This window comes from Flavobacterium sp. 9AF, from assembly GCF_902506265.1.
GTDB lineage: Bacteria > Bacteroidota > Bacteroidia > Flavobacteriales > Flavobacteriaceae > Flavobacterium.
On record NZ_LR733592.1, the window covers coordinates 1 to 18,763 of the forward strand.

Annotated in this window: 15 protein-coding genes; 10 read left to right on the forward strand and 5 right to left on the reverse strand. The window is 29.5% G+C overall.

The window, feature by feature from the left end:
• The 5 genes from HALO113_RS16250 to HALO113_RS16270 form a co-directional block, all read left to right on the forward strand.
• On the forward strand, positions 1–493 hold a 493-nt coding region (locus tag HALO113_RS16250), incomplete at its 5' end, for a hypothetical protein (protein WP_159780191.1).
• Between the two features lie 140 nt (positions 494–633).
• Positions 634–2,901: a S9 family peptidase gene (locus HALO113_RS16255; RefSeq protein ID WP_159780192.1), complete on the forward strand. Its 2,268-nt coding sequence runs from the start codon at positions 634–636 to the stop codon at positions 2,899–2,901.
• A gap of 103 nt (positions 2,902–3,004) precedes the next feature.
• Entirely contained in the window at positions 3,005–3,454 is a 450-nt protein-coding gene (locus tag HALO113_RS16260; RefSeq protein WP_159780193.1) for a hypothetical protein, read from the forward strand.
• A gap of 3 nt (positions 3,455–3,457) precedes the next feature.
• Positions 3,458–3,952, forward strand: a complete 495-nt coding sequence (locus tag HALO113_RS16265) for a 2'-5' RNA ligase family protein (protein WP_159780194.1) — start codon at positions 3,458–3,460, stop codon at positions 3,950–3,952.
• A gap of 258 nt (positions 3,953–4,210) precedes the next feature.
• Positions 4,211–5,677 carry a T9SS type A sorting domain-containing protein gene (locus HALO113_RS16270; RefSeq protein ID WP_159780195.1) on the forward strand — a complete coding sequence of 489 codons (1,467 nt, stop codon included), beginning with the start codon at positions 4,211–4,213 and terminating at the stop codon, positions 5,675–5,677.
• Between the two features lie 56 nt (positions 5,678–5,733).
• Here HALO113_RS16270 and HALO113_RS16275 read toward each other — a convergent pair whose 3' ends face one another.
• The 5 genes from HALO113_RS16275 to HALO113_RS16295 all read right to left on the reverse strand — a co-directional run bounded on the left by HALO113_RS16275 (position 5,734) and on the right by HALO113_RS16295 (position 13,740).
• Positions 5,734–6,108 carry a methylglyoxal synthase gene (locus HALO113_RS16275; RefSeq protein ID WP_159780204.1) on the reverse strand — a complete coding sequence of 125 codons (375 nt, stop codon included), beginning with the start codon at positions 6,106–6,108 and terminating at the stop codon, positions 5,734–5,736.
• A gap of 51 nt (positions 6,109–6,159) precedes the next feature.
• Positions 6,160–7,011: a BadF/BadG/BcrA/BcrD ATPase family protein gene (locus tag HALO113_RS16280; RefSeq protein ID WP_159780196.1), complete on the reverse strand. Its 852-nt coding sequence runs from the start codon at positions 7,009–7,011 to the stop codon at positions 6,160–6,162.
• A gap of 130 nt (positions 7,012–7,141) precedes the next feature.
• Positions 7,142–8,152, reverse strand: a complete 1,011-nt coding sequence (gap, locus tag HALO113_RS16285; RefSeq protein ID WP_159780197.1) for a type I glyceraldehyde-3-phosphate dehydrogenase — start codon at positions 8,150–8,152, stop codon at positions 7,142–7,144.
• Between the two features lie 48 nt (positions 8,153–8,200).
• A complete protein-coding gene (gene pfkA, locus HALO113_RS16290) occupies positions 8,201–9,187 on the reverse strand; it encodes a 6-phosphofructokinase (RefSeq protein ID WP_159780198.1) in 987 nt (328 codons plus the stop codon).
• A 134-nt stretch (positions 9,188–9,321) separates the two neighbouring features.
• Positions 9,322–13,740, reverse strand: a complete 4,419-nt coding sequence (locus tag HALO113_RS16295) for a translocation/assembly module TamB domain-containing protein (protein ID WP_236554777.1) — start codon at positions 13,738–13,740, stop codon at positions 9,322–9,324.
• Between the two features lie 192 nt (positions 13,741–13,932).
• On the opposite strand from HALO113_RS16295, the gene tsaD reads away from it, so the two are divergent.
• The 5 genes from tsaD (at position 13,933) to HALO113_RS16320 (ending at position 18,560) form a co-directional block, all read left to right on the forward strand.
• A complete protein-coding gene (gene tsaD, locus HALO113_RS16300; RefSeq protein WP_159780199.1) occupies positions 13,933–14,952 on the forward strand; it encodes a tRNA (adenosine(37)-N6)-threonylcarbamoyltransferase complex transferase subunit TsaD in 1,020 nt (339 codons plus the stop codon).
• 1 nt (position 14,953) lies between these two features.
• Complete coding sequence (locus HALO113_RS16305; protein ID WP_159780200.1) at positions 14,954–15,658, forward strand: 16S rRNA (uracil(1498)-N(3))-methyltransferase; 705 nt, start codon at positions 14,954–14,956, stop codon at positions 15,656–15,658.
• Position 15,659: 1 nt separating this feature from the next.
• A complete protein-coding gene (locus HALO113_RS16310) occupies positions 15,660–16,298 on the forward strand; it encodes a DUF4159 domain-containing protein (protein ID WP_159780201.1) in 639 nt (212 codons plus the stop codon).
• Positions 16,299–16,478: 180 nt separating this feature from the next.
• On the forward strand, positions 16,479–17,438 hold the full coding sequence (locus tag HALO113_RS16315; RefSeq protein ID WP_159780202.1) for a zinc metalloprotease: 960 nt from the start codon (positions 16,479–16,481) through the stop codon (positions 17,436–17,438).
• A 171-nt stretch (positions 17,439–17,609) separates the two neighbouring features.
• Complete coding sequence (locus HALO113_RS16320) at positions 17,610–18,560, forward strand: zinc metalloprotease (RefSeq protein ID WP_159780203.1); 951 nt, start codon at positions 17,610–17,612, stop codon at positions 18,558–18,560.
• The last annotated feature ends 203 nt before the right edge of the window (positions 18,561–18,763 follow it).

Here is an 18,763-nt window from a genome sequence, read left to right on the forward strand (position 1 = left end):
TAGTCTAACACATCCAAAAGAATTTAGAATTTATAAAAAAGAAAATATCTCTAATTATTGCGAACTAATTCATTTATATTTTGAAAATAAAAAATGGGCAGCAGTGCAATATAAATATTACGCTTCGCTAAATGAAAACAAACATCCAAAAATTGAAAAAATTAATCTAAGTACCAACCTAAATTTAGATTTAGTTTGGCTAGAAATTCTTGGAACTAATATAGATTTTTTACCCAATCAATCTGAAATTGAATATAAACTTAGAGGAAAATTATTGATTGAAACATTAGCTAATGGAGAATACGAACACGTTTACAAATCAACCATAATAATGGACGGTATCCATTACAAGGTTTCTGTAAGAAATAATACTAAGATAAATGAAATTACATTCGACAATCCAGAAAGTTATTTAAAATTATATCCTGAAGTAGATGAGCTTATTGATTTTTGTAATTTATTAAAACTGTTAAAAAAATCATTTTCCTCATAACATTCAAAACTTTAATGTAACAATTTTTGTTAAATCTTGTCTTATGAAAAAAGAGGATTATTTCTAGAGTATCTTCTTTATAAATCATCAATCTCTACCCAGTTTTAATAGCTTGGTTACAATAACTAAAATACAAAGACATGAAAACAAAAAATCTAATTATTTTACTACTTATGAGTATTACTACACAAGCCCAGCAATTTGTTGGTGATTGGAAAGGAACACTAGATGTGCAAGGAATGAAACTAGAAGTTATTTTTCATATGGCACAAAAAGACAACAATTACACGACTACTATGGATGTACCGATGCAAGGTGCTTCTGGAGTACCAATTGATAAAACAGAAGTTAACAACAATCAAATTACTTTAAAAGCTGCTGCATTAGGTATTGAATTTAAAGGGGAATTAAAAAATAAAGAAATTGTAGGGGAATTTCACCAAGCCGGTATGAACTTACCGTTAACACTAACTTCTTTTGAAAGTAAATTACCTGGAAACACTGCTTTACCTTCCTCTAAAGAAGAATTAGCACAATTAAAATCCTACGACAAAGGCAATTATAAATATTCCGTATCTGATTATTTTGCTAAACCTAAAGCTTCTAGTTTTCAATTGTCACCAAATGGTAAATATATGTCGTATCGTGAAAAAGACGAGAACAACAAGCGTCATATTTATGTAAAAGAATTGGCTACAGGAAACATCAAAAAAGCTATTGAAGAAAAAGAAGAGTTGGTTCGTGGTTATGGTTGGATTAACGATGAAAGATTATTCTTCTCTATGGACAAAGGTGGTGATGAGAACTTTCATATTTATGCTGTAAATCTTGATGGCACAAATTTAAAAGACCTTACTCCTTTTGATGGTGTTCAGGCTAGTATTCAAAATATTTTGAAAGAACAAAAAGATTACATCATCGTTTCGATGAATAAAAACAACAAACAAGTTTTTGAACCTTTCAAATTGAATATCGTTACGGGAGCTTTAGAGCAATTATATAAGAATGAAGACATTGCAAACCCAATTCAAGGGTATGAATTTGATAAAGATGGTACTCTTAGAGGGTACAGTAAATTAGTGAATGGTGTACAAAACCAATTGTATTATAAAGATAACAAAACAGGTGAATTTAAATTACATACCACTACAAATTGGGACGATACTTTTGGAATCATCAGTTTTAATTATGCTTCAAAAAACAAAGATGAGGCTTATGTGATTACCAACTTAGATAGTGATAAAACTAGAATTGTTTTATACGATATGGCTACCAAGAAAATAATTAAAGAAATATTTTCTAATCCCACATTTGATGTAAGCGGTTTAAATTTATCACGTAAAAGAAACTATGAAATTGATAATTTTTCGTATGAAGGAGAAAAAAACGAGATTATTCCTGTAAGTAAATTATACAAAGAAATTTATGGCTTAATGGAAAAACAATTTCCAAATAAAGAAGCCTATATTGTAGATTATGATGATAATGAAAGTCAGTTTTTAGTAATTGTACAAAGCGATAAATTATATGGTACTTATTATCAATATGATGCTAAAACTAAAAAATTCAAACTTTTATACGACTTAATGCCACAGCTTAAAGAAGCAGATATGGCAGAAATGAGACCTATCAAATTTACTAGCAGAGACGGTAAAACGATTTATGGCTACATTACCTTACCCAAAGAAGCTTTACAAGGAAAAAAAGTACCATTAATTGTAAATCCTCATGGTGGTCCGCAAGGAGTAAGAGATTCATGGGGTTTTAATCCAGAAACCCAATTATTTGCAAGTCGTGGTTATGCTACTTTACAAGTAAACTTCAGAATTTCTGGTGGTTATGGAAAAGACTTTTTACGTGCAGGTTTCAAGCAAATTGGTAGACAATTAATGGACGATGTAGAAGATGGCGTAGCTTATGCCATTAAACAAGGTTGGGTTGACAAAGATAAAATTGCCATTTATGGTGGTAGCCACGGTGGTTATGCCACCTTAATGGGATTGGTTAAAACACCCGATTTATATGCTTGTGGTGTAAACTACGTGGGTGTTTCTAACATTTTCACTTTCTTCGATTCGTTTCCAGAATATTGGAAACCTTATAAAGAAATTGTAAAAGAAATTTGGTATGACTTAGACAATCCAGAAGAAGCAGCTATTGCAAAAGAAGTATCTCCTGTTTTCCAAATTGACAAAATTAAAAAACCATTATTTGTAATTCAAGGTGCCAATGATCCTCGTGTAAATATTGCAGAATCCGATCAAATTGTAACGGGTTTAAGAGCCAAAGGTTTTGAAGTACCTTATATGGTGAAATACGATGAAGGTCACGGATTTCATAAGGAAGAAAACTCCATTGATATGTATGAAGCTACTTTAGGATTTTTAGCTAAAAACTTAAAAAAATAAGTAATAATAACTTGATACAATAAGAGGCAATTTCCAAAAAGAAATTGCCTCTTCTATTTTAATTCATTTTGTTTTTTTGTTTATCTTTCACAAAAAACATATAATGAAAAATTTAGTTTATATCCTATTTGTTTTATTGCTTCATTCTTGCAACAATGTGAAAGAAAAAACAAAAGAAACTATCAATAAGACAGGAGAAACTGTTGGAAAATCGGCAACAGAATTTTTTGATGGGGTTTCTGATGGAGTTAAAAAAACTTTAGATTGTGAAATCACATTATCTCAAGATTTAATAAAAAAAGGATTGCAAACTGGAAAATACGAAATAAAAAGTAAGTCCAATGATGATAATGACAATACATTAATACTCTATTTGATATTTAATGACAATTTTAAACAAACTTTAAATCTAAAGGCTTTTGATAAAGAAAATATTGAAATTGGAAGAAGTAATTTAGAAGTTTCTGGAAAAAAAGGCAGTGCCGAATATTTTGAATTTTATTTTAATGATAAAACCGACATCGAATCAAAAAGTAAAATTACAATTGAATAAATCATGATTAGATATCAATTAACCTTATTTTTATCTGAACAAAGTGAGGTTATTGAACACATTAGGTCAACCTACAACCCTATTCAATTTGAATTGATTAAGGCACATGTAACGCTTTGTCGTGAAGATGAAATACAATCTCATTTAAACAAAATCATAGCCAATTGCATTTCCATAGATTGGCAAAAACCGTTACCAGTTCATTTTAAAGCCCCTGAACGTTTTTCTAATGGTAAAGGGGTTTTTCTTCCTGCATCTGAAAACAATCAAGAATTTCATGAGTTAAGAAAACATATATTGCAAAAAAATAATATTAGGATTCATTTACCTCACATTACTTTGATTCATCCTCGAAATGCTACTTGCACCGATACCATTTTTAAAAACATACAATTTTATTCTTTTCCTACTACTTTATTGTTCAAAAAAATAACATTAATTGAACAAATTGACGATAAAAAATGGAACCTTCTAGAAGATTTTCCTCTTTACAAGTAATAATTTTATTTTTTAACATCTTTTTTTAAGGATAATTTTAAATAATTGCTTTTTTTAACATTCTCCAAAATAATAAAACTATTTTATTGATTTATAAGCAATTAAAAAACATATAAAATAAATTTAATATAAAATTAATAGGTTTTAAAAAATAAAAATATAACAAAAAAAATAAATTTGTTATATTAAAAAAAGTTTTTACTTTTGCACGCCCAAAAAAAGCAAATCAAATCATAAAGAAATCTTTAATTTTTACTCATGAAAAAAATTCTACTTTTCAGTTTTTTACCTCTTTTTTCACTTTCTCAAATTCAAATTGGAAACACTATCAATGGGAAATACAGCCAAGACCAATCTGGTAATAGTGTTGCCTTATCTGATAATGGAAATATTTTAGCTATTGGTACATCAAACAATGTGGCTTTAAGTCATTTAGGTTATGTTAGTATCTATCAAAATAGCAATGGAACTTGGTCACAAATTGGAGATGATATAGTAGGTGAAAACACAGGAGACAAATCTGGTTATAGTGTTGCACTATCAAGCAATGGAACAATTGTAGCTATTGGTTCACCATATAGCAGCAATAACGGTCAAAATTCTGGATCGGTTAGGTTATTCTTTTTCAACGGTATCACTTGGGGTCAAATAGGAGCAACACTTACAGGTGCTAATGCAGGAGATTTATTTGGCTATAGTGTATCTTTATCTGATAACGGAAAAACGGTAGCTATAGGAGCTAAAAATAATGATGGTAACGGAAATAATTCAGGAGAAGTGCGCGTTTTCAAAAATATTAATGGAGAATGGATACAATTAGGAAATGCTATTAATGGTGAAAATGCAAACGATGAGTCAGGAAGTAGTATTTCCTTATCGGCAGATGGAACAATTTTAGCAATTGGCGCAGAAAAAAACAATGGTAACAATGGTGCTTTTTCAGGTCATGTACGTATTTTTCAAAATACAACAGAAGGTTGGATTCAAGTAGGTAATGATATAGATGGTGAAAATGCAAATGATTTTTCGGGAACAGTAGCCTTATCAGCTAATGGTCAAACTATAGCTATTGGCGCAAAATATAACGATGAAAATGGTGCTGCATCGGGTCATGTGAGAGTATTTGAAAATACGAATGGCACATGGACACAAATTGGTAATGATATTGATGGCCAAAATGAAGGAGATCAATCTGGTGGAAGTGTTTCAATCTCTAATGATGGCCATATTATTGCAATTGGAGCTATTGGAAATAATACTAATGGAAACTATTCTGGACAAGTAAGAGTATTTCAAAAGACTGGAAATAATTGGTTACAAATTCAAAATGATATAAATGGTACAGAAGGATCAACTTCTGGTAGTAGTGTTTCTTTGTCAAGTGATGGAAATATTGTAGCTATTGGTGCAACTAAAGCTAATAATAATTTATCTGGAGCTGTAAAACTATACTCATTAAATACAAATACTACTTCTTTATTACATTCAAATAGTTTTTCGAATTCTAATTTTGTATTGTATCCAAATCCTACATCAGAAATATTAAATATTCGATTTGAAAATGATGCAACATTAAAAAATGTAATTTTCTATAATAATTTAGGACAAATTGTTAAAACATCAACATTAAATACGATTTCAATAACTGATCTAGCAAAAGGTATTTATCAGGTAGAAATAATTTCGACTTTTGGCAAAGAAATAAAAAGCATAATTATTAATTAATATTAATTCAACTTCAATAAAAAAGAGTTCTAAATTAAAATTTTAGAACTCTTTTTTTATATCGATTTATCTAAACTATATAAAAGTAATTGAGCTGTAGCTTCATTAGTTGCTAGAGGAACATTATGTACATCACATATCCGAATTAACATGGAAATATCAGGTTCATGTGGATGACTTGAATTCGGATCTTTAAAGAATAAGACCATTTTGGTCTTTCCTTCAGCCACTCTAGCTGCAATTTGAGCATCACCTCCTAATGGACCAGAGAGCATTTTTTTAACTTTAATTCCAATGGTTTCTACTTTTCCTCCCGTAGTTCCAGTTGCAATAACGGTAATATTATCTGCTTTAAGAATCGCTTTGTTTTTATTCACAAATTGAACCATATCGGCTTTTTTACCGTCGTGAGCAATAATTGCTATTTCAATTTTTTTAATCATATAACAAATATAAAAAATCCCGAAGAATCGGGATAAATATTATTTATTTAAAATATGGTAAGCGATTAAACCATCAATAGGTCTTCTCAGGATATTACCAACATTTATTTGATAATCTTGCAATGCTTGGGACAATTCTTCTTTTAAATAGAATGCAATTGATCCCACAAAATGAACAGGAACTTCTCTATAATTTTCAAATTGCATAATATAATTCTCTATAAATGCTTCTAGCTCTTCTTTTATATATTTTTTACAAAATTCAGAATCTTTATGCTTAATTAAAAATTTTGCAAAAGTGGCTAAATAAGCATTAGGATTGGGTTCTTTGTATAATTTATTCTTAATAAAATCGGCATCAACATTAAAAGTAGTTTCAAAATCTTTAGCCATATCCTGAGGCATTTTATTAAAATAATACCCTCTAATTAAATGCCTACCAAAACGATTTCCACTACAATCATCCATAGCAATATAACCTAAAGATTGTACTTTTTGATGCAATACTTTACCATCAAAATAACTGCAATTTGATCCTGTTCCTAAAATACAAACTATGGCTTTTTCATTTTTAGGAGTGGTTGCATAAACAGCTGCATAAGTATCCTCATGAACAGTTACTTTTGCATTTACAAAATAATCTTCAAAGACAGATGATAAGAAGTTTTTCATTCTATCAGTACCACAACCAGCACCATAGAAGTATAAGTGAGATGCTTTAGCTTTATTATGTGAAATATCAAATTTATCTTCTAATCGAGAAATTATTTCTTCTTTGCTCAATACTTCAGGATTTAATCCTAAAGATTGTGTTGTAAAAATAACTTTTCCGTTATCGTCAATAGCAATCCAATCGGCTTTAGTAGAGCCACTATCTACAAGTAATTTCATTTCATTGTTGTTTGTAAGGTTGGTTAAAAAGTCACAAATATTAAATTTGGAGATTAATAGTAGCTATGTAAGAATAAAAAAATCCTGCATCTACATTAATATATAATATAGTGCAGGATTTTTTACAATTTTATTTTACAGACATAACATGTACTGATAAATCTAATAATTTAGAAGAATATCCATATTCATTATCATACCAAGAAACCAATTTAAAGAAAGTAGAATTTAATCCAATTCCTGCTTTAGCATCAACTATAGATGTTCTTGTGTCTCCTACAAAATCTTGAGAAACCACATCATCTTCTGTATATCCTAAAATTCCTTTCATTGAAGATTCAGAAGCATTTTTAAGTACTTTCAAAATTTCTTCATACGTTGTTTCTTTTGCTAATTTAACAGTTAAATCCACAACTGAAACATCTACGGTAGGCACACGGAAAGACATTCCTGTAAGCTTTCCATTTAAAGCTGGAATTACTTTTCCAACCGCTTTAGCAGCACCCGTAGAAGATGGAATAATATTTACAGAAGCGGCGCGACCACCTCTCCAATCTTTTCTCGATGGACCATCAGCTACCATCTGAGTTGCTGTAGAAGCATGAACAGTTGTCATTAATCCTTCTACAATTCCAAAATTATCATGAATTACTTTTGCTAAAGGAGCCAAACAGTTTGTCGTACAAGAAGCATTAGAAACAATCGTATCTGTAGCTTTTACTTCGGTATGGTTTACACCCATTACAAACATAGGAGCATCAGCAGATGGTGCAGAAATAACTACTTTTTTTGCACCTCCATCAATATGAGCTTGAGCTGTTTCTAAAGTAGTGAAAATTCCAGTACACTCAGCTACAACATCTACATCAACTTTCGCATCATCCCATTGAATTAATTTAGGATCTCTCTCAGCCGTAACACGAATAAACTTATCATTAACATATAATTGCCCATCTTTCACCTCTACTTTTCCATTAAAACGACCATGAACAGAGTCATATTTTAACAAATAAGCTAAATGTTCAACATCTAACAAATCGTTAATGGCTACTACTTCTATATTATCTCTATTAAATGATTCTCTAAAAACAATTCTACCGATTCTACCGAAACCGTTTATTCCTAATTTTACTTTTGCCATTTTTAAGCTTTTATTAATATATTATTTTTTAATTTAATTTGTTTTACGTTATGTAGACATAATATCAGATACTCGAAGCAATTCTTTATCAATTTCAGTATGTCCTTTGATGGCTTGTTCTAAAGGTGTTAAAGCAACTTTATCGTTTAACAAACCAACCATAAAGTTTGATTTTCCTTCTAATAATGACTCCACAGCCTTTACTCCCAAGCGAGAAGCTAACACACGATCAAAACAAGATGGAGAACCACCTCTTTGCATATGTCCTAAAACAGATACCCTAACATCATATTCAGGCATATTTTCTTCAACATAGTCTTTTAATTCGAAAACGGTCTTACCAATTTTATCTCCTTCAGCAACTACTACTATACTGGAAGATTTACCAGATTCTTTACTTCTTTTCAAAGATTCTAATAAACGATCCAAACCTAAATCTTCTTCTGGAATTAAAATTTCTTCAGCTCCAGCTCCAATTCCTGAGTTTAAAGCGATATGACCTGCATCTCTTCCCATTACTTCCACAAAAAATAAACGGTTGTGTGAAATAGCAGTATCTCTAATTTTATCAATTACCTCTACTACGGTATTTAAAGCGGTATCATATCCCAAAGTATGACTTGTTCCATAAATATCATTATCTATAGTTCCAGGAATACCCATTACTGGAAACCCATATTCTTTATTGAATACTTCTGCTCCTGTGAACGAACCATCACCGCCAATAACTACTAATGCCTCTACTCCTACTTTTTTAAGATTATCAAAAGCTTTCTTTCTACCTTCTACAGTCATGAATTCTTTTGAACGAGCCGATTTTAAAATGGTTCCTCCTTTATTTACTATGTTATTAACAGAACGTGGTCCCATTTCTTTAAAATCACCTTCAATCATTCCTTGATATCCTCTATAAATACCAATACATTCTATATTATGATAAGCACAAGTTCTTACTACTGATCTAATCGCTGCATTCATTCCTGGGGAATCTCCTCCAGAGGTAAGCACACCTATTTTCTTAATATTTGATGTCATTCATTTATTATTTATCGTAAATTTAAAAAAGGAAAATGGAATATTAGGCTAAATTTAAAGAATATTAAATTTTAACCTAAAATTCAATCGTTTTCGTTAATAACTTTTTGTTTTTTAATATAAAAATTGAAGATTTACTCTATTTCAGGAACTTTTTCTGAATCCTTTTTCTTCTCTTTCTCTTCTTCAATTTCTTTATTCTTTCTTATGTAGTAATTTTTATCCCATAATTCTTCAGAATCTGGAATGTCTTCATTAGACGAGGAAGAATCGCTTTTATCTTTGTTTTTCTTGAAAATTCTACGAAATAGTTCTCCAAAAGTATCAAAATCAACGGAGTAGTTAAGCCCTAATCCTTGTGTGTAACCTATACCTTCTCCTATGTAGTAGTTAATATCATTTTCTCTATTGAATACTCTTGCTCTTAATGAACCATCTTCATTCAATTGAAATTGCACTTCTACGTCTCCAACTAAAACCGATTCAGTAACACCTCCTACAGGTACTCCTACCTTTCCATTAATAGAGATTTTATCATTAATTTGTGTACTTAATGTAAGACCTACTCTTCCTGAAATTTGATTTACTCGATCGGCTTGGTCATAATTAACACCTACTTGTAACTTTGAATCTCCATCAGAAATAATGTCATTAAATAATGAACTTGCCTTTTCAAATAAAGAACCATAAGCAACATTTCCAGCATTCTCAGGTGTGGTAAAGGAACCAAAAGCTAATAACGCAAACGCTTGATTTTGTCTTACATCTTTATTTTGTAATCGATAATCTATTTCGCTTTTTAATACGCTACTAACCGTTGGAAAATTAATATTAAAATCAGGCTCAGGATTACTTAAACTTCCATTTATAACTATAGATACTTCCGTAGGTAATTTTCTATTTGTCTTAAAAGAGGAACTTTCAATTAAAACGGAAGGATTAGACTGTGTTTTATAGATTGCTTCAAGATTTAATATCGCACCTAAAGGATCACCTTCCCAGCGAATGGTACTTCCTTTTTTAACCACAAACTTCTTATCTATTAAACCTGCTTTTTTAAAGTTATAAAAACCTTCTTGTACTTGAAAGTCGCCATACATTAAAAATTTACCAAGGGTATTAATTTCCATCCGCATAGAACCATATCCATTTCCTTTCATAGCATGACCCGATTCGCGATCGAGAATTACTTCAATCTCTGCATCGGTATCAATATCAAAATCTAAACTTAACTCTAAACCATTATATTTATTCTTAGCATTATTTTTAGATTTATTCTTTGCTAAATCTTCTTCCTTTATAAATGTGTAATATGGTTTTCTTGCCACATCTTCAGAATCACTTACAGGTATTTTTATCGAGGTTCCTTTTTCCGATTCACCTGCAACTGTAACATGCAACGATTCGATGCTACCATTTATTTTTGCACTACCTTTAAGAAAAGCAGTACCATAGTAATAGGCGTCTTCAGAATCGGTAGTATTTAATGCTAAAAGGTTATTAGTCCTAACTTCCAAATCTAATTCCCAATCAGAAAACATATCATGTTTTACTGAACCCTTAAGAATTCCTTTAGTAGCATACTCAGTATCTGTAATTACAATGTTTCTAAATAAAAATTCTTTTTCAGTAATATCGACAATTGCGTTCTTTTCAAAATCGTAATCTACATTTAGATACGGAGCTTTTAATCCAGCATCGTTTAAATACAAGCGACCATCTACTTCAGGATCTGTTACCAATCCTTTTATATTGACACTGCCAGTTGCATTACCTCTTACATCAGTAATAACGCTTCCTAATAATGAACCAAATGGAGCTAAATCAAAACGATTAAAAGTTGACTCTAAATCTAAAGTAGACTGAGAATTTTTATATTTTAAAACACCATTCAAATTGAAACGCTCCTCTTCTTTTTGTAGTATATAAGAATCGATAGCAAACTCATTAAAAGCATCGTTTCCTTCTACTAATAAAGACATATTTCCAACTGGATAATTGTTAATTTTCAAATCAGAAATAGTAACATCAGATAAAGGTTCGTAATAAGTTTTATCTTGTTTAAACTTTATAAATCCGTTTAGTTTTCCGTCAATTGCTATGCTGTCTAAAGAAGGAGTTACTTTGTTTAAATCTACATCATTGAAAGTCAAATTAAAATCTTTATAAGTGGAATCTTTCATTTCACCATAAAAATCCATGTTTTGATTATTATGAGAAAGTCTAATTTTTTGAAATTTAAAATCTTTAAATTTTTTATCAAAGATGATTTTATTGTCAGCATTTTCGTTTTCATTAATAAACCATAAATAATTTTTAAAATTAACTTCCGATTTTTTAAAACCTATAACAGATTGCTTATTTTCATCAATTGTATGATAAATATTCAATGAAAAATTATCTTCTAATTTGTTTCCACCTTTAAATTCAGAACGAACAAAAAGAGTATCATTCATTGTTAGATTAATTAAATTGAAATCAGAAATTTTGTAATTTTTAGTTCGTATAGTATCCATTTCAATGTAAGTATTATACAATGGATTTTTATTGTCAATATCTATTTTTATTTTCTTAAATTGATTTCCAAAAGCGATAACATCAGGTGAAGTAAAATCAAACTCAAATTTTCCTAAATCGGCATTTATTTTACCTTTCATTGTTGTATTTTCTGAAATAGAAACTTCTGGTATAAATATATCAATTATCTTATTGTAAATAGTAAAATTAAAGTCTAGAAATTGCCCTTTTTGAAGCTTATTTGGAGAATAATTTGCGTATAAACTTCCCACAGCATTTTCAACAATCTTTTTAATTTGATTAATTTTAAATTTACCAACAACTTTTCCACTAATAATATCATTAGAATTTATAGTTATTGTTCTTATTCTTTGTGGATCAAAACTAGAAGTTAATTGAAAATCTTCAAAATAGTAATTATTTCTTTCATTTTGGTAAGAAACATTTTCAACTTGTAAAACCCCATCTAAATCATCTAGATTGTTTCCTTTCGCTAGGAAGTTAACTTTTCCTTTAAAAATTGAAATGGTATCTTTTTTAGAAAACTTTAAAGCATACAAATCTGCATAATCTATATTGGCTTTAAAATTATAATTTTTAGATTTAGAACTTAAATCGAGTAACCCGTGAAAATCCATTTTTAAATTTGGATCATTGCTATTAAAGTAACCTTTAAAATAAGGCATTTTCATAGTTCCGTCTACAGTAATATTCTGATAATTATACGAGTTAAAACTAAACGCTTCTATTGTTCCTTTTACATTTGTATTTAAATATTTTTGTGTAAACCCTTGACCAGCGACATCTAAATTAAGTGTAACATTACCAATTTGATTTTCAGCTAGTAATTCACCAAGATTAAAATTATCGAGAATAACATTTCCTTGATAGGATGCATTATCAATATTGGATAAATTTTGTATGGCCAAAGTTGTTTTTAAATTGCCTAAAACAGATGAAATCGAAATATCAGAATTAATATAATTATTGGTTAATTCTACATTACCTATTAAATTAACATTACCTAATTTTGATAAAGAAGTAGGTAAACTACTACCTAGGATGTTCGGAAGTATAGCTGTTAATTTATGATAATCGGAATTTATTTTTTTGAACTTTCCGTTGATATAAAATGATTCTTCTTTGTTAAATAAATTTTTAAAATTAACATTACCTATTATTTCAGAATTATTTTTATCTCTTAAACGTAGGTTCTTAGTGGTAAAATTATTTAATGTACCTATTAAATGGGTATCAATATCAAATACATTATCTTTTCCAAATTCATTATAAAAATAATTTAAATCATTTGAAGCAATAGTTGTCTCATCCATTTTTACATCAAAGACAACTTTATTATTAAAATCTGAAAAATCTTTCCTATTATATCTCAATTCTACTTTTCCTTTCATTAAAGATTCGGAAGTCTTTAAAATGAGGTTTTTTAATAAAATATTTTTCTTAGTGTATGTAAAATTTGAAGTTAAATTTTCAACCGTCAGACCTCTAAAATCTTTAAAGTGAAGTTGATTTAAAAAGGTAGTAACATTTGCTCCTTTGATATAAAAATCTTTGGCATTGCCATTAAAATTTTTAAAATTAAATAGTTGAGGTGACTCTAAATTTTCATCTATATAGCTTATATTTCCATTAAAAAAAGTAATATTACTCGCTTTCATTCTAAACTTCCCTGAAGAAGGTGTACCGTCATCAAATGATTCAATAAATTTATCAATATTGGTAAAATTTTCTCCTTTATATTGTTTTAAATTGAAAATTAGGCCGTCAGCAATAATATCACCTAAATAAGGATGTCCATTTTGGTATATTTTTTTTAAACTTAAAATAGAAGTATTTAGTCTCTTAATGAAAATTAAAGTATCTTTATGATGGTCCTTAATTAAAACACCCTTTAATTTTACTGATCCAAATGCTGTAAATGTAGCTTTTTCAATAGTTATATCGGTACCAAAATCTTTATTTACTTGCTCTGTTGCATATCTACCTAAAGCCGTTTGTACAAAAGGTAAAGACAAAAGTATTCCTAAAACTAATATAAGAATTAGGATTGCTAATGTGGTTCTAAGTAATATTTTTTTTAATTTTTTGATACCGTAAAATGTTTAAATTTGCCAACAAATGAGATTTTTATTGAACAATCAACAAAAATAATGATTTTTGTAAGATAATTACAATTGACTAAACGCAAATTTCATGCCCTTTTTAAAATGAAAAAAAACATCTATACTTTAGCTATCGAAAGTTCTTGTGATGACACCTCTGCTGCTATACTTTGTAACGATAAAGTTCTTTCAAATATTGTTGCAAGACAAGCCATTCATGAAGAATATGGAGGTGTAGTCCCTGAACTTGCATCAAGAGCGCATCAACAAAATATTGTACCTGTAGTAGATGTGGCTTTAAAAAAAGCAAATATTAAAAAAGATGATTTAGACTGTATTGCTTTTACACAAGGACCTGGATTAATGGGGTCTTTATTAGTGGGTGGTTCCTTTGCAAAATCGATGAGTATGGCTCTAAATATTCCTTTAATTGCGGTGAATCATATGAAAGCACATATTTTAGCACACTTTATTGATGAAGAAAATTTTGAAAAACCTACCTTTCCTTTTCTAGCACTAACAATAAGTGGTGGACATACACAAATTGTTAAAGTATCCAGTTTTTTTGACTTGAAAATTATAGGTGAAACTACAGATGACGCAGTAGGCGAAGCATTTGATAAATCTGCAAAAATATTAGGTTTGCCTTATCCAGGTGGACCACTTATTGATAAATATGCTCAAGAAGGTAATCCCAAAGCTTTTTCATTTACAAAACCTAAAGCAGCAGGCTTAAATTTTAGTTTTAGTGGTTTAAAAACTCAAATTTTATATTTTATACAAAAAAATGTAAATGAAAACCCTAATTTTATAGAAGAAAACAGAAATGATATTTGTGCTTCTATTCAATATACCATAATAAATATTCTTATGGATAAATTAAAAATAGCAGTTGAAGAAACAGGAATAAAACAAATTGCCATTGGTGGTGGCGTTTCTGCTAATAGCGGCATCCGAAAAACATTAAAAGATACTGAAAAAAAATGGGGTTGGAAAACATATATTCCAAAATTTGAATATACAACTGATAATGCAGCCATGATAGGAATCGTGGGATATTACAACTACCTTGAAAATAATTTTAACACAAACGATATCGTTTCTAAAGCACGTATTGAATTTTAAAATGCAATTATTCTATAATCCTAATATAAAAGAAAAAGACAAAACTTTCGCTTTTGACAAAGAAGAAAGTAAGCATATTGTAAAAGTTTTAAGAAAAAAAGAAGGTGATAAAATACATTTATCTAATGGAGAAGGTAATTATTTTTTAGGCGAAATTATTTTAGCGTCTGATAAAAAATGTGAAATTAAAATAATTGAAACTAAATGTATTGAACCAAAAAGATATAGAATTCATATAGCAGTTGCTCCCACAAAAATGAATGATCGGTATGAATGGTTTCTTGAAAAAGCAACTGAAATAGGTATCGATGAAATTACACCTATAATATGTGATCATTCTGAAAGAAAGGTATTTAAAATTGATCGTGCTGAGAAAATCATACAATCAGCCATGAAGCAATCTCTTCAATATTATATCCCAAAAATTAATGAACCTATAGGTTTTTCAGATTTTATACAAAAAAACTTTTCAGAAAAAAAATTTATTGCTCATTGCGAAGACCAACAAAAAATATCTTTTAAAGAAACAATAAGAAAAGAAGAGCATATTATTATACTTATTGGACCAGAAGGTGATTTTTCAACAAATGAGATTAAATTAGCACTAAATAATAATTATATTCCAGTAACTTTAGGAAATAATCGTTTAAGAACCGAAACAGCTGCTATTGTTGCCTGTCATACTGTAGCACTAATTAATGAATAATATGAAACATTTTCTCTTTTGCATTTTATTATTATCCGCATCTTCATTTTCACAAGAAGTAGCCATTTTAAAATATTCTGGTGGTGGAGATTGGTATGCAAATCCTACTTCATTACCCAATTTGATACAATTTTGTAATCAAAATATCAACACTAAAATCAATTCTAAAATTGCTACAGTAGAAAGTAATAGTGTAGATATTTTTTCCTACCCTTTTATTCATATGACGGGTCATGGTAATGTAGTATTTTCTCCAAATGAAATTGAAAATTTAAGAAATTACCTTATTTCTGGCGGGTTTCTTCACATAGATGACAACTATGGCATGGATGAATACATTCGAAAAGAAATCAGCAAATTATTTCCTCAAAATAATTTACAAGAATTACCTAATAGTCATGAAATTTTTAAAACACCCTATAATTTTCCTAATGGCTTACCCAAAATTCATGAACATGATAATAAAAAACCGCAAGCTTTTGGGATAATAATAGAGAATCGTTTAGTGCTATTATATACTTACGAATGTGATTTAGGAGATGGTTGGGAAAATGCTGAAATTCACAATGATCCCATAGAAGTAAGGGAAAAAGCCTTAAAAATGGGAGCCAATATTATAAATTATGCATTCAAAAATTAAATTTATAAGAAAATACTCAATACTTTAGTAGTATAAATAGGAATTTTGCAATTATATAGAAATCTTTTTTAGAAAACAATATCCCAACTTCACTTTTTTTTGAAAAAACAAAACTTTTTTTGACATAATATTGTCGTGTTAAAAAATAACATAACCTTAACATTAACAAATTAATAAATTATGAAAAAAATCGTTGTTTTAGCATCTGTGCTAATCTTAGGTTTCTCTTGTCAAAATGAAGACAAAACTGTTTCAGATGAAACAAACACAAAAGATCTTGAAGTAGCAGCTCATAGAGGTTGTGCTTCTGAGGAAATATTACAAAGACAACTTCAAGAAGATCCAGGATTAGCACAAAGAATGAAAGATATTGAACTTCAAACTGCAGATGCAATTGCTAATGGAAGAATAGTAAATGGAGTTATTGAAATTCCAGTTGTAGTAAATGTTTTATACAGAACTACTGCAGAAAACATCTCTCAAACACAAATTCAATCACAAATTGATGTATTAAATAAAGATTTTAATGCTCAAAACTCAGATTACAATACAGCTAACAACCCTTATTCAAGTGTAAGAGCAAATGTAGGTATCCGTTTTGTATTAGATGCTGTTTACAGAAAATCAACAACTAAAACTTCTTGGGGAACTAATGATGCTTGTAAAAAAACAGCTTCTGGTGGTATGGCTCCAACTTCTCCAACTACTAAATTAAACCTTTGGGTAGCTACAATTGGTGGTGGAATTTTAGGATATGCACAATTCCCAGGTGGTTCATCTTCAACTGACGGTGTTGTTATTGATTCTAAATATTTTGGAACTACTGGAACAGCAACTTATCCATTTAATTTAGGTAGAACAGCTACTCACGAAGTAGGTCACTGGATGAACTTACGTCATATTTGGGGTGATGCAACATGTGGTTCAGATTTAGTATCTGACACACCAACTCACAATACTGCAAACTATGGAGTTCCAGCAGTAGGACACAGATCTACATGTTCTGGAACACCACTAGAAATGTATATGAACTATATGGATTATACTGATGATAGAGGAATGTATATGTTCTCTAATGGTCAAAAAAGTAGAATGTTAGCTATCTTTAATGTAGGAGGTTCAAGAGCTTCTTTTAGATAATAATATTTTAAAAATATTTTAATTAAAAGCCCTTATTTGTAAGGGCTTTTTTTATTTATTAACATTTTTTACAAAAAAAATGTAAAAATTTTTCATAAAAAAATAACATTATTAATATTAAATGTTATATAATTGCAAAGTAAATAATTCAACAACCAAACAATTTACTTTATGAGAAAAATTTTTTTAACAGCAACAGCAGCAATGCTATTATTTTCTTGCAACAACGAAGACAAATCTGTTACTGAAACAAATGAAACTACTGCTAGCGCACATAGAGGATGTGCGTCTGACGAAGTGCTTCTTAGACAACTTAAAGAAGATCCAGGATTGGCTCAAAGAATGAAAGACATTGAATTACAAACTGCAGATGCAATAGCTAATGGCAGAATTGTAAATGGCGTTATGGAAATACCTGTTGTATTTAATGTTTTATACAGAACTGCTGCAGAAAATATCTCTGATGCTCAATTACAATCACAAATTGATGTATTAAATCAAGATTTTAATGCACAAAATGCAGATTTTAATACGCCTAACAACCCTTATTCAAGTGTAAGAGCTAATGTAGGTATCCGTTTTGTATTAGATGCAATTAATAGAAAATCAACAACTAAATCTTCTTGGGGAACTAGAGATACCATGAAAAAATCGAATAGAGGTGGTATTAACCCAACATCTCCAACCACAAAATTAAACATTTGGGTTTGTACAATTGGTGGTGGAATCTTAGGATATGCACAATTCCCTGGAGGATCATCTGCTACAGATGGAGTTGTACTAGACTCTAAATACACTGGAAATACTGGAACTGCTACTTATCCATTTAATTTAGGTAGAACAGCTACTCACGAAGTTGGCCATTGGATGAATTTACGCCATATATGGGGAGACGCTACATGTGGATCTGATTTAGTTGCAGATACTCCAACTCACAATACTGCAAATTACGGTGTTCCTGCTGTAGGACACACAAGTACATGTGCTGGTACTCCACTAGAAATGTATATGAATTATATGGATTATACAGACGACAGAGGAATGTATATGTTTTCAAATGATCAAAAAGACAGAATGTTAGCCATCTTTAATGTAGGAGGTTCAAGAGCTTCTTTTAGATAATAACATTTTTAAAATATTTTTTAAAAACTCGCTAAAAATTAGCGAGTTTTTTTATTTTTGAATCATGACATCAAAAGAACTATCAAACGGATTATTAAGAACTGTATTCATACTTTTAGGTATTAGTTTATTCCTTTTTCTACTATATAAAATTGCAATTATTATTATCTATTTAATAATTGCAGTAATCTTCTCCTTAATAG